Annotated in this window: 18 protein-coding genes and 1 pseudogene; 7 read left to right on the forward strand and 12 right to left on the reverse strand. The window is 33.0% G+C overall.

Translation table 11 applies throughout. The annotated features are described in order from the left end of the window. Positions 1-345: 345 nt before the first annotated feature. From ACTT1L_RS01905 to cotF, 3 genes are all read right to left on the reverse strand, one after another. Complete coding sequence (locus tag ACTT1L_RS01905) at positions 346-1,143, reverse strand: cytochrome c oxidase assembly protein (RefSeq protein WP_442821759.1); 798 nt, start codon at positions 1,141-1,143, stop codon at positions 346-348. Continuing rightward, positions 1,133-1,639 (reverse strand): DUF2243 domain-containing protein, encoded by a 507-nt coding sequence (locus tag ACTT1L_RS01910; protein WP_000247605.1) that lies wholly within the window; start codon positions 1,637-1,639, stop codon positions 1,133-1,135. Before ACTT1L_RS01910 ends, ACTT1L_RS01905 begins: the two co-directional genes overlap by 11 nt. A 311-nt stretch (positions 1,640-1,950) precedes the next feature. Next, positions 1,951-2,433, reverse strand: coding sequence for a spore coat protein CotF (gene cotF, locus ACTT1L_RS01915; protein ID WP_000121380.1), 483 nt, complete (start codon positions 2,431-2,433; stop codon positions 1,951-1,953). Positions 2,434-2,952: 519 nt separating this feature from the next. On the opposite strand from cotF, the gene ACTT1L_RS01920 reads away from it, so the two are divergent. Continuing rightward, the gene (locus ACTT1L_RS01920) at positions 2,953-3,711 is read left to right on the forward strand and encodes a YqcI/YcgG family protein (protein ID WP_071743128.1); all 759 of its coding nucleotides are present in this window, start codon (positions 2,953-2,955) and stop codon (positions 3,709-3,711) included. A gap of 91 nt (positions 3,712-3,802) precedes the next feature. After that, complete coding sequence (locus ACTT1L_RS01925) at positions 3,803-4,429, forward strand: LysE family transporter (protein WP_000510853.1); 627 nt, start codon at positions 3,803-3,805, stop codon at positions 4,427-4,429. A gap of 52 nt (positions 4,430-4,481) precedes the next feature. Here ACTT1L_RS01925 and ACTT1L_RS01930 read toward each other — a convergent pair whose 3' ends face one another. From ACTT1L_RS01930 to ACTT1L_RS01940, 3 genes are all read right to left on the reverse strand, one after another. Beyond that, the gene (locus ACTT1L_RS01930) at positions 4,482-5,825 is read right to left on the reverse strand and encodes an amino acid permease (protein WP_071743129.1); all 1,344 of its coding nucleotides are present in this window, start codon (positions 5,823-5,825) and stop codon (positions 4,482-4,484) included. A gap of 14 nt (positions 5,826-5,839) precedes the next feature. Then, entirely contained in the window at positions 5,840-5,992 is a 153-nt protein-coding gene (locus ACTT1L_RS01935; RefSeq protein ID WP_071743131.1) for a hypothetical protein, read from the reverse strand. Between the two features lie 208 nt (positions 5,993-6,200). Next, on the reverse strand, positions 6,201-6,413 hold the full coding sequence (locus ACTT1L_RS01940; RefSeq protein ID WP_000069660.1) for an alpha/beta-type small acid-soluble spore protein: 213 nt from the start codon (positions 6,411-6,413) through the stop codon (positions 6,201-6,203). Positions 6,414-6,687: 274 nt separating this feature from the next. Here ACTT1L_RS01940 and ACTT1L_RS01945 point away from each other — a divergent pair, with 274 nt between their 5' ends. After that, positions 6,688-7,164 carry a YndM family protein gene (locus ACTT1L_RS01945; protein WP_442821760.1) on the forward strand — a complete coding sequence of 159 codons (477 nt, stop codon included), beginning with the start codon at positions 6,688-6,690 and terminating at the stop codon, positions 7,162-7,164. 35 nt (positions 7,165-7,199) lie between these two features. Here the strand turns inward: ACTT1L_RS01945 and ACTT1L_RS01950 are convergent, their stop codons facing one another. After that, the gene (locus ACTT1L_RS01950) at positions 7,200-7,715 is read right to left on the reverse strand and encodes a DUF3231 family protein (protein WP_000512133.1); all 516 of its coding nucleotides are present in this window, start codon (positions 7,713-7,715) and stop codon (positions 7,200-7,202) included. Positions 7,716-8,008: 293 nt separating this feature from the next. After that, positions 8,009-8,221, reverse strand: coding sequence for a small acid-soluble spore protein, SasP family (gene sasP / locus ACTT1L_RS01955; RefSeq protein ID WP_000002842.1), 213 nt, complete (start codon positions 8,219-8,221; stop codon positions 8,009-8,011). Positions 8,222-8,468: 247 nt separating this feature from the next. On the opposite strand from sasP, the gene ACTT1L_RS01960 reads away from it, so the two are divergent. Together ACTT1L_RS01960 and ACTT1L_RS01965 are read left to right on the forward strand one after the other, a co-directional pair. After that, complete coding sequence (locus ACTT1L_RS01960; RefSeq protein WP_074541019.1) at positions 8,469-9,602, forward strand: zinc-dependent alcohol dehydrogenase; 1,134 nt, start codon at positions 8,469-8,471, stop codon at positions 9,600-9,602. 231 nt (positions 9,603-9,833) lie between these two features. Next, the gene (locus ACTT1L_RS01965) at positions 9,834-10,688 is read left to right on the forward strand and encodes a manganese catalase family protein (RefSeq protein WP_000500345.1); all 855 of its coding nucleotides are present in this window, start codon (positions 9,834-9,836) and stop codon (positions 10,686-10,688) included. A 718-nt stretch (positions 10,689-11,406) separates the two neighbouring features. On the opposite strand, the gene ACTT1L_RS01970 is transcribed toward ACTT1L_RS01965, so the two are convergent. After that, positions 11,407-13,149: an alpha-keto acid decarboxylase family protein gene (locus tag ACTT1L_RS01970; protein WP_086708296.1), complete on the reverse strand. Its 1,743-nt coding sequence runs from the start codon at positions 13,147-13,149 to the stop codon at positions 11,407-11,409. Between the two features lie 653 nt (positions 13,150-13,802). Between ACTT1L_RS01970 and ACTT1L_RS01975 the strand changes: the two genes are divergently transcribed. After that, positions 13,803-14,249 carry a GNAT family N-acetyltransferase gene (locus ACTT1L_RS01975; protein ID WP_000725628.1) on the forward strand — a complete coding sequence of 149 codons (447 nt, stop codon included), beginning with the start codon at positions 13,803-13,805 and terminating at the stop codon, positions 14,247-14,249. A gap of 494 nt (positions 14,250-14,743) precedes the next feature. Beyond that, positions 14,744-16,321, forward strand: a complete 1,578-nt coding sequence (locus ACTT1L_RS01980; RefSeq protein ID WP_048557738.1) for an FAD-dependent oxidoreductase — start codon at positions 14,744-14,746, stop codon at positions 16,319-16,321. A 310-nt stretch (positions 16,322-16,631) separates the two neighbouring features. On the opposite strand, the gene ACTT1L_RS01985 is transcribed toward ACTT1L_RS01980, so the two are convergent. From ACTT1L_RS01985 to ACTT1L_RS01995, 3 genes and pseudogenes are all read right to left on the reverse strand, one after another. Continuing rightward, positions 16,632-17,960: an MATE family efflux transporter gene (locus ACTT1L_RS01985; protein WP_218952603.1), complete on the reverse strand. Its 1,329-nt coding sequence runs from the start codon at positions 17,958-17,960 to the stop codon at positions 16,632-16,634. An 878-nt stretch (positions 17,961-18,838) separates the two neighbouring features. After that, positions 18,839-18,940 (reverse strand): annotated as a pseudogene (locus tag ACTT1L_RS01990) (small, acid-soluble spore protein, alpha/beta type); the annotation flags it as partial. A gap of 909 nt (positions 18,941-19,849) precedes the next feature. Next, positions 19,850-21,436, reverse strand: coding sequence for an APC family permease (locus tag ACTT1L_RS01995; RefSeq protein WP_442821761.1), 1,587 nt, complete (start codon positions 21,434-21,436; stop codon positions 19,850-19,852). Positions 21,437-22,110 lie beyond the last annotated feature (674 nt).

A 22,110-nucleotide genomic window follows, 5' to 3' on the forward strand; every position in this document is an offset into this window, starting at 1 on the left:
CTTTTGGAATAAAAATCGATCTTTCACACACACTATTTATAATAAAGTCTGCTTCTTACCCAGGCTTTATTTCTTACCATTAAAGAGCAGTCATAATAAATAACTGCTCTTTTTAATTTCATAGTATAAGCTTACATTTTTTGTTCATACTATATTTAACCATGATATAGTTATACTCCTTAAATTCATGGATGTAATTTTCTCGCTGCAGTTAGCTTTTGCTAGCTGCTTTTTATTTATAAATTTTAAAAATGAAAATAAAATACTGATTTTTATCAAAGTTTCTTTTAAGTACAGTATGACCAAATTGCATTTCAAAGTTTTTAATTTCAAAAAATCTAATAATTACCATGAACTTAATACATTATTACCTTTTGTTCTCGATCTGCTGCCCCTAGACCATTGCAAACAAAGTATAAAAATAAGAACAATATCAACGCAATCCCCACCATAATACATCAGCACGCCCCCGATTTCAGCTTGTTCAGTGACTACACCAGCAGGCGGATGAGCATATATGTATTTTGATAATATCCCATGACCAGCTGATGCAACTATTAAAATAATTGATCGGTATTTATAACTATATCTATGGGATATTGGATCAATATAAATCATTGATGTGGTAAACAGATATCCTGCAATAAAAACGTGGAAATGTATGAACAAATGAAGAAGTATACTTTTGTGCATCATCGAGTATAAATTAGTAGTATAGAGAATCCATAGCCCTCCTAGATTAAGCAAGGTTGTGATAATGGGATGAGTAAGGATTTGTAGCGGCTTACTCTTTAATACACTTGAAAGACGTCGCGCTGCTTTCACATTGAGCGTTCGTAAAAAAAGAGTCATCGGAGCTGCTAATGCTATAAAAATTGGAGCAAGCATCCCAAGGAGTAAATGCACAAGCATATGTATTGTGAAGTCATTATGAGCACGATAAGCTAATGGCCCAACAACTGCTATTGCCGCACAAATAAGCCCTAAAACCCAGAAGACAATTCGATATAACGGCCATCGTTTGTAATGGCGATTTGATAAAATCGTGGCTACTATATAAATGATTAACATAATTAAAATGAATACGAATAGTAAAATATCCAGTGCATTCCATATTTCATGATGAAGATGGTTATTGTTCATTTAAGCTTTTACCTCTCAATAATCTTTCATCAGTTCTTGTCTGAAAAACTAGCAGAATGCCAAATAAGAGCATTACAGTCGCAATTATATTCCATATTACATCGTAGATAAGAACATTCTCTACATATCGAATCTGGTGTATTTTCATTAGTTTATGTTGAATTATACCGTCATATAATTGAAACCCACCACTACCAAGCATTAATCCGCTCCACCACCTTTTCAACCAAAATGCATCTCTACGACGAAGATCAGCAACTATGAACAAGGAACCAATCGTTGCAAACCAACTAAAAGCATGAAAAAGACCATCTGAAATGAGTCCAATATCTGTTGTAGATTTATCATAGAAATGGTGCCAATGCAGCAGTTGATGAAAAATAGTTTCATCTATAAAAGCTACTAATCCTAGTCCAAACAAGATACCTGACCATAGATTACGGGTCAAATAAACAGAAGAGGTTAAATAGCTTGTATTTTCAGTTTTGTTTACCATTAAACCCCATCCTTTCCACTAATGTATATTATTATTTTCCCCAAAAGAAAAAAGTGCTAAACATACTTAGCGCCAAAGGAAACTAATGTTCAGTTAGAAATATTATATAGATACTTATTCTCTAAGCATATTTAATATTTGATGACAACTCACTAAAATAACTTTAAGGGGTTCACAGATTCTAAAGTAGCGTTAGTATAATTTCTTTAATATTTTCGAATCAATCTATATTTTTAGCTTTTAATCAATTTATTAACAATGGAAATTACCATTTAGTCTTAACTATTAAAGATAATTTCCATATCTTCATTTTAATATTGCATTTGTATTGCCTTTTGCACATTTTGAATATCATTTTTTAATAGTTGTTTTAAATCGTAAGCTGGATAGTAACCACGTTCGTACATAAAGTTAAAAACCTGCGCATGTAATTGTATAGCACCATTTATTTGACGAGTTAAAACTTCTCTCAGTCGGGGTGTTGCAGTTTCGGTAATCGCGATTGCATAATTTCGAACAGATGTCTTTGCTAATCCAAGTAAATCTCCAGCGTAAAATCCAGTGTCATCACGATGCTGCTGCGATTGAAATCCAGGAGCATACGGATAAAACTGTACTAACTCTTGCAGATTGTTTTGGATGACATTTATAGCTTTAATATATAACGATTGAAGTGCTTGATCAGGTACATTTCTAACTGACTTTTTTAATTTGATTAAGCCGTTCGCTTGGAATGCTACTAATTCATGTAAATCCAATGTTTCATGCCAAGCTAACTGATTAGGATAAGACATGTATGTTCCCCCTTAATATTCACTCATGCTACATTATGCAAAAAAATTCAAAAAGGGCCTATACTACATGAATTCATTTCAATCTAATTCATGATTACTTTGCATCCTTCTATGTTAATCACAATAAAGTATCCTTAATTCCTCTTCCCTAATTTTTTATATCCTTAATTTTGATTTTCAAAATGACTTCCTCGCCTTTACAATCTATAAATTTAATTTTTTCTTCCTTAAAAATCTCCATCATAATACATCCCTTCTTGTTTCGTTATAAACCATATTAGTTAGAAAATATAAATGTGAACATTGTACCTACATATTCCTTATATATTTTTCAAATTTTATAGCTACTTAAAATTTATACGTTATTAAAGATCAACTATTAAAGTAACTACATTGAAGGGGATTCTTCATTAAATCATTTTATTTTTATAGATTAAAAAATAATTATTCTATCCGTGTTAGTCACCTATTCTTAAATAATTAATAGGTTATATATTATGACCTAGGAGGGATAAAAAGATGACTATACTTTATGATAAAGACTCTTTACAAAAACATATTATTAACCTTCCACATTGGCAACAAGAAGCTTTCTGTTCTTTTAAATTAAAAATGACAGATAAAAATAAACCTTTTCCTTGTATCCCGGCTCAACACGGCTTTACAGCGAATCACCTCCGGTACGGATTCATTGGTGATCCTAGAGATACGAATACTAGCGAGGACTTTGCTACATTACTTAAAGAATATACTGAATGTTCTAGAGATACAGGTCAATATGCCTCACTTATTGTTTTTATTCATACACCAATAGATTTAATGAGAGAAACTACAGTTAAAGATTTTGAACATATGTATTGGTCTCTACTTAATACAACTAGTCGTTTGGACGAGATGGAATGGCCTACGCATATCCCCAATGACCCTATGGAAAATACTTGGGAATTTTGCTTTCATAATGAATCATATTTCGTCTACTGTGCTACACCTGCCCATGTCAATAGACAAAGTAGACATTTTTCATGTATGATGCTTGCTTTAACTCCTAGGTGGGTTTTACAGGGAATTATGAATTCTGAGAAACGCAGTAGAAAACTAAAAAACTTAATACGTCAACGTCTAGCCGCTTATGACAAAGCCCCTATTCACCCTTCTCTTAAAGATTATGGTGAAAAAGATAATTATGAATGGCAACAATATTTTTTACGTGATGATGAAACAATTCCATCTAAGTGTCCGTTTTCTCGAATCATAAAATACTTGCATAAAAATAAGTAATCCACTCTACTTTTTATTATTTAGTTGTACAAACTTTAACCACTGAATAGATTTAATATAAATTAAATTTAGTGGGAGGAGCATATCATACGTGGGCATATTTTTAAGCTATGTTTTTTTAGGTTTATCATTATCTGCTCCAATGGGACCTATAAATGCTGCGCAGCTAGAAAAAGGTATTAGGAGTGGGTTTTTTCATGCTTGGATCCTTGGTATAGGAGCCTTACTTGCAGATGTTATCTACATGGCACTTATTTATTTAGGTGTCATTCATTTCCTCGAAAAAGATATTATCAAACTTTTCTTATGGTCTTTCGGCGCTTTTGTTTTAATCTATACAGGCATTGAAAGTGTAAAAAATGCGAATCAAATTAGCATTAGTAATACTAGAAATGACGATTCAATTATTAAAAGCTTTTTTTCTGGTTTTTTTATGTCTTTATCGAATCCATTAACAATTCTATTTTGGCTTGGCATTTTCGGCTCTATATTAGCAAAAGCCGCTTCTTCCTATAATAAAGAGCAGCTTTTGTTATATAGCTTTGGTACTATTTTAGGTATTTTTATTTGGGATATTACGATGGCAAGTACTTCTAGTATATTTCGTAAAATTTTAAATACGCGTATATTATCTCTTATAACAGTAATATCTGGAATATCACTTATTATTTATGGATTATATTTTGGTTTTCAAACTTACCAAATCATTTTTCAATAGCTTCTATTATTTAGTTGTTACATACTACTCATATTGTGTAAAAATAGATTCTTCATATAGCTGTATTCCTTTTCCTTGAGACAAAATGAACAATTATAGTAACAATAATAACTATTCCTAAAAACAACAAGCTCACAAGGAAACCAAAACGCGTTGTTTTTTGCAATAGTGTTCCACTAACAGCTAGTGCAATCATAATAAGACCAATAATACTTTTTATCTGCATCCAACCTTTTGGATTCATTAATCTCCAAAATGAAAGAAGAATGAGACTCCATGTATATAACAACATTAATCCAGCTGCAGTTGTTACATATTCATATATATTTTTTGGTAGTAATAAAGCACTAAGGATAGAAGCACCAAGTCCAATTATAATAAGAATTAGGGCTGGAAAAGAGATATTTTTCTTATTTTTTTTCGCAAACATTGCAGGTGCATCACCTTCTTCAGCTAAGTTCATTAGTACACTTGTCACTGCAAATAATGAACCAACTAATGTTGAAAAACCCGCTAAAATTAACACTACATTTAAAATAAATGGCACATACGGCAAATTATAGTCTTGTAATGCTATTACAAAAGGGCTTTCTTTCGTATTAAACTGGTTTAATGGAACCATCATAATTGCCAACCCTAAAGAGACTACGTAAATAATCGTTAAAATCATTAACATTACTCTTCCTGATTTTTGTGCATCTTTAGGGTCTTTCAGTCTTATTGTCATTAACCCCATAATTTCGATTCCTCCAAATGCATAAAATGCATAAATTAGAGAGGACCAAGTGCCTTTTAATCCATTTGGGAACCAGTCTTTAAAATTACGCGGGATTTGCGCTTTATATAAACCACCCTTTATAAATCCTAAAATAACTAAAATAGCAATTACGATGAATCCTATAATAGCCGCAATTTTTATAATAGCCATCCATTTTTCTAGGCGTTCAAATATCTTTACCCCTATAAAAATAATTAATATAGCTGCTACTCCGTATATAGCAGCAAATATCCATAATGGTATTTTAGGAAACCAGTAGCGTGAAAAGATTCCTAACGCACTTAACTGGCTGCCCATAATAAGCAGTTCAGAACACCAGTATGTCCATCCATGACTAAAACCTGCCCAATTTCCAAAAGCTTTTTTTGAGTATATGCGAAAAGATCCTTTTTGTGGATCTTCTACAGCCATTTTTGCCAATGCTTCAAATACAATATAAGTAGTAAATCCAGTTAAAATAAGAATAAGAATAATTGACGAACCACCTATTTTAATTCCTATACTGGATCCTAAAAAGAAGCCGGTTCCTATCGTACAACCAATCCCAATAAGTGAGAGCTGCCACCATTTTAAATCTTTTTTTTCTTTCGTTTCATTATTAACATCATGACAGGTCATATTACTATTCTCCTTTATTCATTTCGAGAATGTCCCTCATGATCACTTAAATACTTCTCGGCAAGCTTTTCAATAACATCAGTGACATTATGAGCCTTTATTTTATGGTTTGCTACTAGTTCACTTCCTACAGAAATCTCAACTGTAAATAACGCTTCATATTTCATTTTCTCTGCCCCTTTCGCATCAAATATAATCTCTTATCTTTTATCCTTTATTTCACAAAAATTCATTATGTATGTAAAACCTCGAGAGTCTAAAAGTTAAACAAATAAAGTCGAAACGATTGTAACGCTACTAAGCTTATTTATAAAAAAAATGTATGAGAAAGGAGAGACGGCATGCCTCTCCTCTATATCCATTTCATATATAAAATTAACGAGTAACGCCACCGCCAAGTTGTTGCTCAGCTAATGATACAAGACGTTTCGTAATTTCACCACCAACAGATCCGTTTGCACGAGCTGTTGCATCTGCACCAAGTTGTACGCCAAATTCTTGAGCAATTTCATATTTCATTTGATCAAGAGCTTGTTCAGCGCCACGTACTAATAATTGATTGCTGCTTCCACTGTTATTGTTTGACATGTTCATTCACCTCCTTCTTTCTTTAATATGTTAAATTACATGCTAAAATATATAGCTAATTAATTGGTAATTACGACCGTAAATTCAAAGGTATAGTTAATCTTCTTTAAACTAAAAATAATCATGTATAGGAGAACGAAATACATCTTACGTGCCATGGGATATCATAAATAGACCTCCATTACAACATAAAACGGGTTAAGCTATTTAACAGCATAACCCGTTTTTAATGAAATATTTTATTCCATATACGTTTAGACAATGGAGGAAAATAATGAAACATATTGTTGCTTTATTAATTAAATACACAGCGATAACTGCAGTATTACTTATCGTACTTGGTATCTTTCAAGGTATTTCCATTCCTAGAGTATTGCTTATTTCTCTCTTCCTAACAGGAGTTGCCTATTTAATTGGCGATCTTTTCATTTTACCTAAATACGGAAATATGATTGCTACAATGGCAGATTTTGGCTTAACCTTCTTCGGAATTTGGCTTTTAACATCTTTATTTACTAATTTAGATGCTACTCGTAATATTGGATTTTCTTCATTTATAGCCACATTAATTATTGGCGGAATAGAGATTTTCTTCCACATTTATATGAAGAGGTTAGTACTGCGTAACAACGATGAATTAAGAAATCACAATCATATTCACCATGATAAATACGCTATGGAAATGTCAGATGAATATATGGATTCTTCCACAATAAATAAATCCAAGCTTGAGGATACATCTAAAAAATAAAAAAGTGGCCAACGCCACTTTTTTATTTTTGTTTATTAAGCTTGATCTGAATTTCTTACATGTAACGGAGGTGGAACTACCCACCCTTTTTTCTTACTTAAACGTAGCAACGTTACACCTGCCTGCGCTTTTTTCATATGAAATTGTCCAAATAACATACCTACATCTTCTCGAAGGCATTTTCCCATTACTTGACTACATGTGACAAGTCCAGCTGCTAATCCTGTTGAAACAGCAGCAGCAATTTCTGCATCATTAATACGTGCTCCAGGAGGAATGTCTTCGATAGATGCAACTGGTCGTTCTGGAGGAGCAGGCGGTAAAGCTACACCATTAACCTTTAAAAGAGTTTTTAACTCTTCTATTTCCGAATTCATATCATTTTCAATTAAGCTTTCTAAAAACTTCTTCAAGTCTTCATCACCTGTATGATTCATAAATACTTGATGACTTGCAATCGCACCCTGTGCAGCAAGAAGATAACTCCAAATATCAAATACTTCTCCGTAATGTAACGGTTCATTTTGAGGATTTCCACTTAATATACCCATTTTTAAATTCCTCCCTTTCGAAAAGATAATAATAAATATTGATTTCAATATTAAAATCAAATTTTTAAGTATGCTTTTTCCTGCAAAAGCTTTTCTACTATGCATGGAAAACACCTTTCCAACACTGCGTGTTTATTGTTTAGGAAAGTAGTTTACAAATAAAATACCCAAAGATTATGAAAGAAGATTATCAATAATCTTTGAGTGAGAATTCATTTACTATAAGGGTTTGTTTTTTATACATATACAAAAGAAATTGATTTACATATCTACTATATTTTATGTCAATTCACTTAACGGTTAGTTCTACCACCAAGTTGTTGTTCAGCCATTGCTACTAAACGTTTTGTAATTTCACCACCAACAGATCCGTTTGAACGAGCTGTTGTATCCGCACCAAGTTGTACACCAAACTCTTGTGCAATTTCATATTTCATTTGATCAAGAGCTTGTTCAGCACCTCGAACTAACAATTCATTACGACTTCCACTATTATTGTTTGCCATATTATTTCACCTCCGATGTTTTTAATATGCTTCAAGTTATGAAATAATAATTATCCTTTTTATGGGAATTAGATCGTGAATAAATATTGAGTTTCTTCTTAAAATAGGGCAGAAGACATAAGAAAGAAGAGTTACTATAACATACTGTCATAACAACACTATGTATAGATTCCTCTTTACTAAAGATTTCTGTGTTGCCAAGAGGATACATATAAATTATGAAAAATGATTCCTAAGGAGATATGAGATGAAAGCTGTAACCTATCAAGGACCAAACAAAGTACAAGTTAAACAAGTGGATGATGCAAAGTTAGAGAAAAAAGATGATATTATTGTAAAAATTACTTCAACCGCTATTTGCGGTTCTGATTTACATTTATATCAAGGCAACATGCCTTTACCTCCAGGGTACATTATTGGTCATGAACCAATGGGAATTGTTGAAGAAGTTGGTCCAGATGTTACTAAAGTAAAAAAAGGAGACCGTGTTGTGGTCCCCTTTAACATTGCTTGTGGACATTGTTTCTATTGCCAACATGAAATGGAGAGTCAATGTGACAACTCCAACCCTCATTATGATTCTGGCGGGTACTTTGGTTATACAGAGAAATTTGGTAATCATCCGGGCGGACAAGCTGAATATTTAAAAGTTCCTTTCGGAAATTTCACTCCATTTGTTATACCAGAATCATGCGAACTTGAAGATGAATCCCTACTCTTTTTATCTGATGTTTTGCCAACAGCCTATTGGAGTGTAATAAATGCAGGTGTTAAACGAGGTGATACTGTTATTGTCCTTGGTTGTGGACCTGTTGGATTAATGACACAAAAATTTGCTTGGATGCAAGGTGCTAAACGAGTAATCGCAGTCGATTACTTAGATTATCGAATACATTATGCAAAAAAGATTAACAATGTTGAGGTATTTGAGTTTACAAAATTTCCTGATATGGGAGAACATTTAAAGGAAATTACGCATGGCGGTGCGGATGTAGTTATTGATTGCGTGGGCATGGATGGGAAAAAATCACCACTAGAATTTCTGGAACAAAAATTAAAATTACAAGGCGGTACCCTCGGTCCTATTCAAATCGCTACGAAAGCCGTAAGAAAATATGGAACAGTTCAAATGACCGGTGTTTATGGTGGTAATTATAATGCCTTTCCACTCGGGGCATTTTGGGTTAGAAATATTAATCTAAAAATGGGACAAGCACCTGTCATTCATTTTATGCCGGAGTTATTTAAGAAAATAACAAACAAAGAATTTGATCCAAAAGAGATTATTACACACAAAATCCCCCTTGAAGAAGCAAGCTACGGTTATCAAATTTTTAATAATCGTGAAGATGATTGTATAAAAGTCATTTTAAAGCCTTGAAAATATAATTCATTATTCTTAATGAAAAGATAAGATTACATTTCGTAATCTTATCTTTTTTATTAAAACACTAAGTATTTCCCCCATTTTCATCTCACATCGAAAATAGTTATTTCAAAAAGACTTTGCATTTTAAGGTAAAAGTTTTTGGTAAAAAAATGAATTCCAGTATTAAGTAACCAATTACCGGACACGATAACAATGTTAACTAACTTAAAAGAGGTGTACTTCATGTTTTATTATAAAGAGGAAATAATTAATATGATTAAGCCGGACAAACCAGATCCTGCTGCTGCAAAAGTTTTACAAGAAATATTAGGTGGGCATTATGGTGAAATGCGTACAATGATGCAATACTTCTTCCAAAGTTCAAATTTTAGAGGTAAAGAGAAGCAATATCGTGATTTACTTCGAGGTGTTTTTTTAGAGGAAATAAGTCACGTAGAACTTGTACAACATACAATTAATCAACTATTAACTGGATCTGGTGAACCTACGCCTGGAAATGCTGGTATTGACACAGCACCACTTGACGAAGCGGTTAAACATGCAAATCCTCATCACTTTATTGTAGGGGCTCAAAGTTCATTACCTGTTGATGCAGCTGGCAACCCATGGAATGGATCTTGGGTATATAGTCATGGAAACTTAATTAGCGATTTACTAGATAATGTCGTACTTGAATCTACAGGTGTACTTCAAAAAACTAGAATTTATGAAATGAGTTCTAATCAAACCTTTAGAGAAACTCTTGCATTTTTAATTGTACGTGATAATGCACATCAAAATGCTTTTGCAAAAGCTTTAGAGACACTTGGGGTTGAATGGGGCAAACTCTTCCCTGTGCCGAACTATGATATTAATAAATACCCAGAGTGCAGAAAGTATGTAGATATGGGATTCCATAACGCACAATTTAATTTCAGCTTAGATCCAACAAGAATGGGAGAAATATTCCAAGGTGAATCACCAAGTAGAAACAAAGGAACATTAACAGTAACGGAACCGCCAAAAGGTTTTCCTGTACCAGAACTTCCTGAAATGCCAAATGAGCATAGTCCCGGATTAAAAGATATGGATCTTTAAGATTATTATGGCCAACTATTTATTCATGGTTGGCCATCAACCTTTATATGGATTCCAGCCATACTGAATCCAATCCTTAATCCTTTAGTCTTATTTAATGGCTTTATTTCAGCTACTGTTATGTAATTTTTATATAAACAGAATCAATAAATAAATCACCACTAAAAAATCCTAATTTTTGTTAACATCTTTTAGAACATCATCTCTTCAAGTACATTTACACTAACACTCCTGATAAATTTGTCTATATTTCTTGGTCAACTAATAAAATTAAACAAAATTCTTATTTAAGAATTAAAGAGCGCTTTTAAAAGCGCTCTTTAATATAGACGATATTGAAACAAAATATTCATTAGTATATGTAATCTTTTTTATTGTGTTGCATAATCAAAAGTTTTTCCATTTGTTTTTAGAGGATATTACATTCTGCTCTATTTTTCCGTACAGATTAAACAATTGTTTAATAAGTGTAATTTTGTATGTTACCCAATACGAAAATAGTGCTGAAAAAATCCCTATTAGAACTCCTGTTACGCCATCGAAAGGATAATGAACTCCTACTCAGATACGAGAAATAGCTACACAGAATGTAAATATAGTCCATACGCATCCAGTCTTTTTCCGAACAAACAAAATGAAAAACAAATCCCAAAAATAGAATTGTATATTCGTGAGGAAACGAGTTATCTACTGCATAATTCCTATCAAAAAATTAGACTTATCTTCCCGGTCTATTCAAGACTATTGGCTGAGTACGCTGCATTTCCTGCTTTTCCATATAATTGCGCATCTTTTTCATATATCTAGATGCATCCATTGGATCTTTTACAATCATTTCAATAATACAAAGTTTTTCAGTACTTTCTATTTCAGCTTGTTTTATTGCCTGATCAAGCTCTCCGTAGGTACGGACTGTAGCTGTAAGCGCATCGCCTCCAAAAACTTCCGCTAGCTTAGTATAAGACCATTGAGGAATTTTGTTGTACTTTTGATTTTTTGTTTTTACATTCAAATATTTTTCAATCGTATAACCATCATTGTTTAAGACAAAAATTATAGGCTTGCATCCATAATAAAGCATGGTGCTGATTTCTTGAGCTGTCAGTTGTAAGGCTCCATCCCCTGTAAACAGAAACACTCGGCGTTCAGGCACAGCCATAATAGCACCGAACGCCGAGGGGGTTGCGTAACCGATGGACTGCCAACCACCTTGCCCAATATATACTACATCGCTCGGTAGTCTCACCTCTGCCATTCCGTAATAGAATGTACCGGTCTCGACAACTACAATGTCTTCCTCTTTCAGCATCTGCTGAAAACGTGGATAATAGTTCGCTGCTATTAGAAGGGCATCGGTGTTAGTATTTAATTGGTCGTAAGGGAATGACATTTTTTCTACCAAACCTTGTCCCTTATAACCCACATTCTGTAGTGCGAGTAACATGTCAGTTGCAAAAACATTCGGATACTCTGCCTCAGCAATTTTAACCATATCCGGTTGAATATTGACGGTTATCAGCTGGTTTAGTTTTGCAGTAAAACTTGCAGTATTAGTATCCGCTAATACCATACCAATTGCGATGATACAATCTGCATTTTCCACCTTACTTTGAACTTCAGAATCTCCAAAAGATCCCAAGTACATTCCCACATAATTTGGATGGTTTTCGTCGAATCCTCCCTTTCCGTACATCATCGTTGCAACAGGAACATTCATGGTGTCTGCCAGTTGTTGAACAGCCGCTTGAAGACCGAAACGCATGGTTTTTACATCCACCAGTATAACTGGTCGATGCGCACGATCTAGTAGCTTATGGACATGATTGACCGCAGCATGAAGGGTTTTTAAATTAGATGTTGAGCGCTCTTCTGTTGGCTCTACACGATTTTTAATCGGCTTGGTCACTAAATCATCGGCCACAACAAGATATACAGGCTTTTTCTTTTCTTTAGCAATTTGAATTGCGGCTGGAATTTCAATTTTAGCGTTTTCAGGCGTAAGCACCGCGCTGTATGCAGTAATTTGCTCATACATGTTGCGAAAAACATCAAAATTCCCATCCATTAAAGTGTGATGCATCAGCTTATGCTCTTTTTGATCATTTTCGGGAGGCGCACCCACTATATGAATGATTGGTACATGCTCACTATTAGCCCCAGCTATAGCATTACAAGCGCTGAGTTCTCCAACTCCAAAAGTTGTAATAAGTGCGGACATCCCTTTAATTCTTGCATAGCCATCTGCAGAATAGCCCGCGTTTAGTTCGTTCCGCCCTTCTATAAAGCGGATACCTTTATAACACTCTAAAGTATCAAGAAGTGTAAAATTATAGTCCCCTGCAATACCAAAAATCTCGGTAATTCCCTCCAATTTTAAACAATCGAATAAATATTGACCAACCGTTTTTTGAGAAGGTTGCCTTTGTAAACCAGAGTTATCCTCATTTATCATGTTTTCCACCACTTGTTCACCCCTTATCTATTTCTGAAATTGTTTTGTTTTATAGTATTCTTTTTGATAATACCCTTTAATTGAATCCATTATCCGTTGCACTGAGCCAAAGCAGTATATCAAACGCAATTAACTAATATAAAAACATGTTGCTATTAAAGATACATTTTTCATAATCCAAAACAATTTTAAGCTTGAGATAAGGTTTAAAAGTTAAAAAGAGCACTTTTTTGAAGAAACCTTAATCATTTTAAATGTGTCAAATATTGCTATATTAACAGTTATTTAGAATTATGATTGTACCTTATCTCCCCTTTTTGATGATATAAAGGGCATATTTATAATGAAAAAAACATCTTCTGATAGTGAAAGAGCAATTAAGGAACCGTTAAATGACAATAAACTATTCCGTTAAAGAGCCATTTAATGGAATAACCGTTACTAAGTTAACAGTGAAATTGGATATGGATAATAAGGTCTTCAAAAAAATATAGAGGAAAGAATATAATTATATTGAGTATAGTGTTTTTAACTATACCTTTAAGGAGGCGTTGTCGATGAGAAATTATTTCTATTTGGTTGGGCGAAAAAATAAGGGGATAACGTTCCAATAGCACATAAACTACATGGTTCCCCTTTAATATTAGAAGGAGAGTATCAGATTGAAAAAAATTTATTTAAAGCCAATTGACAAAAATAATTGGGAAGAAGCAATTAGATTATCTGTTAAAAAAGAACAACAAACATTGATTGCATCCAACCTTTATTCTATCGCAGAAGTTCAATTTCTGGATGATTTCTATGCAAAAGGTATTTATCTTGATGAAACAATGATAGGATTTACTATGTTTGGGATAGATTCTGATGATAATAATTATTGGATTTATAGACTTATGATTGATAAAAAATTTCAAGGGAAAGGTATAGGTAAGCAAGCTATACATCTAGTTATTGATGAGATAAGAAGAAATAATAACGCAAACATTTCTATAATAATGATTGGATATGCTCCTGAAAACTTTACAGCTAAATTTTTATATAAAAAAGTAGGATTTATTGAAACTGAATTATCATCTTGGGGTGAACAGTTAGCTAAGTATTCTTTATGAGCATTTGAATTCTCCACATTAACTTTTAAACTTATTAAAGAAAAGAATCTAATAGTGTAGTCATGCAGATAGGAAATGATCAAACTTTTTTATAAAAGAATAAAACAACTGAAAGTATTAAGAGCGTGTTTTGATTTACCTTTTTCAAAACACACTCTTTTCTATGATTGTTTATCAAGGTTATGTAGTATTAATTTGATTAAACTTTATTTAAGGGCAACACAATGTCTAGAATAGAGAAGAAATACCCTCCGAGTTATAAAGCAAACACAAGAAGTATCTTGTTTCACCATGTAGATCTTCTACTTTTTATCCTTCTGAACATGATAATTAATTAAAGATATTTGCTATAGACAAATTACTTTTATTCACACAAAATTACATCTAAATTGAACATGCCATCCAACCACAATTTGCTGTTTTCTAAACTCAAAGTTTACCTCTCTAATAAATGGAAATAATAGATCTATAAACCATTAGATGGAGGATTTATAGTGACAAATAACAATAATTACGATGGAATATTACCCCATAATGTCGAATCTTATTGGACGAGCAGTATCGATTTGCCAAAATACCCTTCCTTAGAAAATGACATGCAGGTCGATGTTATTATTGTAGGAGGAGGAATTACTGGCATTACTTCTGCCTATCTTTTAGTAAATGAAGGTCTAAAAGTCGCTGTTATAGAGGCAGACAAATTATTAAATGGAACGACTGGACATACGACAGCTAAAATTACTGCTCAACATGATATGATTTATGAAGAGCTTATCAGATATACCGGAAGAACTACCGCAAGATTGTATTACGAAGCAAACATCGATGCTTTAAAATTCATTCAAACTACAATTAATAAACATCAAATCGATTGCGATTTCACTCAACAAGATGCTTATCTGTATGCCACAACAGAAGAATATGCATATAAGTTAGAAAAAGAAGCAGAAGCTTATAAAGAGCTTCATATTGAAGGCGAGCTTGTAAACAAACTTCCTATTGATTTAAAAATACATAATGCACTTGTTATGAGAAATCAGGCACAATTCCATCCACTTAAATATTTAGCCCATCTTTCAAATATAATTACAGAAAAAGGTGGATACATCTTTGAAAATACCACAGCAGTAAATATAAAAACAGGCGAGCAACCTGTGGTTCTTACCCGTGGAGGAGCTCAAATTACAGGGAAGTATATTCTCTCTTGTTCCCATTTCCCTTTTTATGAAGGTGCAGGACTTTACTCTACAAGAATGCATGCAGACCGATCTTATATAATTGCTGCTAAGACAAGAACAAATTATCCAGGTGGTATGTATATTAGTGTAGATGAACCGACACGTTCTCTCCGTTCCACAACAATTAATGGAGAAGAATTCATTCTTATCTCTGGAGAAAGTCATAAAACGGGACAAGGCGGCGAAACATTAAAACATTATGAAGCACTAGAAATATTCGGACAACAAGTTTTCGGCCTTGAAAATATCCCATATCGTTGGTCAGCACAAGATTTAATTACACTAGACAAAATTCCTTATATCGGTGAAATCACATCTGATCAAAAAAACATATTAATTGCCACTGGATACAGAAAATGGGGTATGACTAATGGAACTGCAGCTGCTCTTTTATTCCGAGATATCATATTAAAAGAAAAGAACAAATTTCGGGAATTATATACTCCCTCCCGTTTCCATATGAATCCAAGTTTAAAGAACTTCTTAGTCGAAAATGCCAATGTTGTTGGTCACTTAATTAAAGGAAAGTTAGAGATTCCACAAAAATGTATTCGTGATTTATCTAACGATGAAGGGGCTGTCGTTGATATTGATGGACATAGAAAAGGAGCTTATAAAGATGCAGAAGGTAAGCTTCATATTGTAGATACAACTTGTACCCATATTGGATGTGAAGTTGAATGGAACAATGGAGAACGTTCTTGGGATTGTCCGTGCCATGGTTCGCGATTCTCATATACAGGAGAAGTACTTGAAGGGCCTGCTGAGAAACCATTACAAAAATACGATTATAAAATGATAGATAACCTTACTTCAGAAGACTCTGGTTACTAATTAAATTTATGTAAGCCAAAACAGCTACATAGCATGTAGCTGTTTTGACTTTTTTAACTCCTTATTGTCCGTAATCTCAAATCGAAATATAATCTGTCCTATTCCTATTAATTCAAGAAATATATTCTTCCCCAACATGAAAAATTGAGTTGAACTTCTAAAGATAACTATGAAAGGATGAAATTGAATTTACAATTACAACCAACATACTCCCGTTTGAGGGTAACTCGGTTTTATTCGTTTGATGCTGTTATAGTCATACTCCTAAAACTGACAACTTATAAGAGAATATCATTTTTCACCTTCCATTCTAACTAACAAGTCTTGAAATTCGTTTCTTCTTCCATGAAAGTTTATAATATCCATATTGCAAAAGTAAACTTGCAATAAATGCTGCTGGATATCCAATCCATATTCCTTTTATACCAAGATTTGTATGATAAGAAAGATAATAAGCAACAGGGACTTCTACAAGCCATATTGATACGACACCGATAATAGTGGGCCATAATACAGTTCCACTTGCTCGCATTGTCGCACCAATAATTTGAGCATGACCGAAAATTAAGTAACTCCAAAGTGTAATCATCACCAAACTATGCGCAATTTCAACTGTATTCGTGTTCGTTAAGAATAATGATAAGATTTCTCTTGAAAACAAGTAAATAAAAGCAATTAATATACCACCAATTATATAATTCATAATAATTCCAGCACGAATAACTTCCTCTAATCGGTTAAATTGTTTCCCACCAATAGATTGCGCAGCAAAAATAGATACCGTAATTCCAAGACTAACCGCAGGCATCTGAACATAACTTGCAACCTGGTTTACAACCCCATATGCAGCAGTCGCATCAGAACCGAAACGATTCACAAATGCGATTACCGCAATCTCAGATAACGAAACGAGAATCATATTAATACTCGCTGGAATTCCAAGGCGTAATAATAGTTTTAATAAATCCCAATCCATACGAAGATATTTCCGTACAGTCTCATCTAATTGCAGTGGATGATTCTTCTTCTTCAAATACATAAGCATAACAATAAATGTTACAACGGTCGAGATAACAGAAGCATAGGCAGCTCCGTACACACCAAGTTTGGGTATTCCTAGCCAACCAAAAATTAGAATAGGTAATAGAATTATATTTAAGACTGTACTAACAATTAAGAAATAAAACGGTGTCTTAGAATCTCCTGTACCTCGTATAAACGTTGTATAGGAGAAATATAGAAATAAAACTGGCATAGAAATAAATAAAATACGCGCATAATGCACACTCATATCAATTATATTCTCTGGCGTACCCATAAAACGCATAATGTTCAGAGCAAATACATTTCCCGCTATTGCCAAAATAACGCCTATTATAAAGGTAAATGTTAACGTCGTACCAACAATGGCTTTTAAACGATCTTCATTACGGGCTCCAAATGCCTGACCAATTAAAATCGAACTACCCGATCCAATCCCAATTACAAACGAAACAAGTAAAAAGAATAATGGAAAAAATGCTGAAATGGCAGCTAATTCATTCACACCAAGCCATCGTCCAACTACCACCATACCAAATAATTGTCCAACTGATTGTAATATGTTACTTAAAAGCAAGGGAACTAGAAACATAGACATTGATTTCCATGTTGCTCTCTCTCCCTTTTCTTGATTTTTTAATTTTTTACTTTTTTGAATACTATCTATCGATGATTTCACATTTGATTTCTCCTTTTATTTGGAGGAATTATGTTATTCCGAGAATAATACGTTAAAAATAAAAAAAGAAATTTTTAAATTAACGTTATTATCTTATCCATAGATTTCCCCCTACGTAATAATGATTTTTGAGAATTTGTTTATCTATTCATTCTTTCTACCATTTATCTCTTTCCCCCCAAAATTTTGATATAAACGAAATGAAGCTTTTCCCTTATAAAAACCTATTCTGATATTTCTTCTAAGCAATAGTAAACAGCTTCCCTACCCCTTCAAGTTAACTCTTCAACATCTACGGCAGTTAAATTAATTTGCGTTGCATCATTTATTTTAATAAAATTATTTATATTATTAAATGTAATAAACAATTAGGAAGCGAAATTGGTATAAAACATGTCTTTTGTTATGTTTTTAACATCGTGAATACTTAATAATTAATATTAGACCCTTTTTGCTTTATTTGTTAGAGCAATTAACATAGATTACTGTTTTCACTTATGTTGTATATTTTTTTAAAGATGTGTCCAAAATATAACTAACCTGTTTTAGAACAAATTGGTTACCGAGTAGTTAGCTTTTGCTAACTACTTTTTATTATTAAATATGTTCTTATCAAAATAATGAATTTCTAACTATAAGCTCAGTTCTTCCTATCCAGAAGAGTAGTTTGTACTTTTACTTAAAATTTCTTGAAAACCATTTGAGCATAGATTTTTCCCAATAAAAAAGGAGAGATTATAATCCCTCCTTCTAATCCATACACTATATAATTAGCGAGTGAATCGACCATCAAGTTATATATTGAAGTTTTGTGCGATTTTATATTTCATTTGATCGATTGCACTTTCAGCATCACGAACTAATAATTCGTTACGGCTTCCACTATTATTGTTTGCTATTATTACGTATACTCATTAAATTCCATGTCCATACTATTTAGCAACGGTAGTCCATGCCATTCGGATTGACCTCCAGCACATGATAAATTTATAACCGTTCCTATAATTAGGAACGGTTATATTTCATTTAACTGTCCTTTTTAGTTAAATGAACTGTTTTTGTATAAGTATTACACTATATAGTGTCTTCTGTTCAAGATATATTTTCATTTAATTTACCTTCACTATTTAATACATACTTTTCACGTAATAGTTTTTGGTATACATTCATACCATTAACCCATAATTTTTATTTCAAATTCCGTTAAAGTACTTGAAGCGCTAATAAAGTGAAACTTTAATCAGTGGGGATTTTCTTCATCCCCCACTGATTATTAGTTGAACCAATCGGACTTTAATGGGCAGCCCAATCCCCACCTAAATTCTTTGCTTTCGCTGCATTTTCAGGTGGGGGTTTTACTGTCCATTAAAGCGGGATAAACGTTTGTTCAGAAAGTTGTCTAGATTTTTTGGGATTCATTCACTCTTTCTTCCAACAGAGCTACATCGCTCATCCCATGTAATATAGAATTTCATGCATTTTCTCTATAAATAAAACGCAACATTCTGTTAGTAATGCAAATACAGTTTTTGTTTTCCCTTCTTACTCAAAGGCTTAGCAATTAACTTTTATTAGCTACTCTTTTATGTTTCATACAAATACGACCCACGTTTTCTCGATACTATATAAGACTTTTAAAAGTCAGCTTTGAATATTTTCCCAACTCTAGCTCCCTTGGTCGAGAGTTGAGCAGTTAGCCTTTGCTAGCTGCTCCTGTTACTTAAAGAAATCATTTAACTATACTTTCTAAATAAATACAAATTCTTTATTCCTCAAATAAATCATTTTTTCTAATTTATGTATATTATTCAACTAATTCTACCATTAATCTTCTGTGCTACCTGTAGATCTTTTGTTTTAAATCCACTATTTATAGCCCATCTATAAAATAGAAATGAAACAATTGAAATAAGTACCATATCCCATCCATAAGTTATAATATTTAACCCACCAAATTTTTCACTTCCAATGTACGATATACAAATCATAAATAATAAATACCCTACAATCCATAATCCAGCTAAAAAATTCTTCTTAAATCCAACCCATTTTGTTTTTAATTGATAATAAAAATATATAGGTAAGCCCATAAGTATAATAAACATTACTTCTCCTGTTAACGGCCACCTTGCCCAATATAATGTTAATGATGCAAAAATGAACCCTAAAGGTGCGATAATGTTTAATCCTTTTATATAGAAAAGACGATGAAAATTAGGTGCAGTTTTTCTCAGGGTCATTACTGTTATTGGTCCAGTAACATATGAAATTAATGTAGCCACTGAAATCACTTCAGCTAAAACACCCCATCCTTTAAATAAAAATAAAAAAACAAAACAAATCATTAAATTAAACATCATGGCAAATCTAGGCACACCATATATAGGATGTAATTTCCCAAAAACTTTAGGGAAATATCCATTCTTCTCCATTCCGTACAGCATGCGTGATGTGGTTGCCATATAAGTAGTACCTGTACCCGAAGGAGATACAAAAGCATCTAAATATAATACAATAACTAACCAATTAATATTTAGTGCTATCGCTAAATCAGCAAATGGTGAATTGAAATTTAAATTTAACCATCCGTTAATTATCATATTAGGATTTACAGCGCCGATAAACGCAATTTGTAATAATACATATATTATAGTTGAAATTAAAATAGATCCTACAACTGCCCGAGGAATGGATTTCCCTGGGTTCTTTGCTTCACCAGCCATATTAATTGGACTCTGAAAACCATTGAATGCAAAAATAACACCGGATGTTGCCATAGCAGTTAATACATTTGACCAATTAGATACATGAAAGTCCTGATGACTAGTAAAGTTTTCTCCATGAAATCCAACGAATAGCAATGCACCAATTGTAAGACCAGGAATTACGATTTTAAATATAGTAATTAGAGAATTTACTTTTGCAAATAGACTAACAGTCCAATAGTTTAAAAAGAAATATATAATAATAAGTAAAGAAGCAGCTGCAAGACCTTTTGAAGTCAACATCCCATTGTCTACTAAATCCTTGGCCCAACTTGCCCACTCCCAAGGCCATGAACTCATATATTGTATTGAGGCTATAGCCTCAACTGGAATAACTGAGACGATGGCTATCCAATTCGCCCATGCAGCAATAAATCCTACGAAATCTCCATGTGAGTATTGGGTATATTTTACCATTCCGCCAGCCTCCGGAATCATAGCTCCTAACTCGCTATATGGTAAGGCAATAAATAATATTACAATCATTCCTAAGAGCCAAGAAAAGATAGCGGCCCCTCCTGATATTTTAGCAGCCTTCCATGCACCAAATAACCAGCCAGACCCTAAAATCGAGCCAATCCCAGTCATTGTGAGTGCAAAGGTTCCTAGCTTGCGTTTCATATTTTTCATTTTCCACACGCCCCTCGTTTACAAAATAAATAGGATTTTTTTATTTATTAACCATTTATTCATGTATACTAACCCCCTTTTTATTTAAAGTAAGAATACAAATTTTATAGACTCATTCACCATAAAATTTGCTGTAATTTGAAACCATAAAATTCATCTCCAATCAACTCTTTATATTGTATGTATACCCTTTATAATTCTCTCTAAACCTGAAATTTTTAACTATATTTGTTACGGAAAAACATCATAATCTAGTATGCCTCTATATTAAGAATATTTCAGTTCTAATAGACGAAAGTTCATCTTGTCTATGGTCTTAATTTGATAGGCGATACTACTCCCAGATGCACTCAAGCTAGATAAGAAACTGAAGGAAACTATTATAGAAATTTCTACATTTCGTTCGAAACATATGGCTCCCTTCTTACCAAAAACTCAACTCTAATTTAGTGAATTGATTAAGTGTATTGGGAGACTTTTATTGAGATAAATCTTCGGCAAATAATGACACCCCTTGTTTTTTATGCATATTCCTAAAAAGTATGTCACTCTTTCCCATTAATTAAGAAAATGCTAACGTGCTTTTAATCTCTAGAATAGTCCCAACTCTTAAGTTGATGGATGTGTGGCCGTACTCCATTGCTATCAAACAAAACAATGATAGTTACGGATGA

Origin of the sequence: Bacillus sp. FH (assembly GCF_052216825.1) — a bacterium.
Taxonomy (GTDB): Bacteria; Bacillota; Bacilli; order Bacillales; family Bacillaceae_G; genus Bacillus_A; species Bacillus_A paranthracis.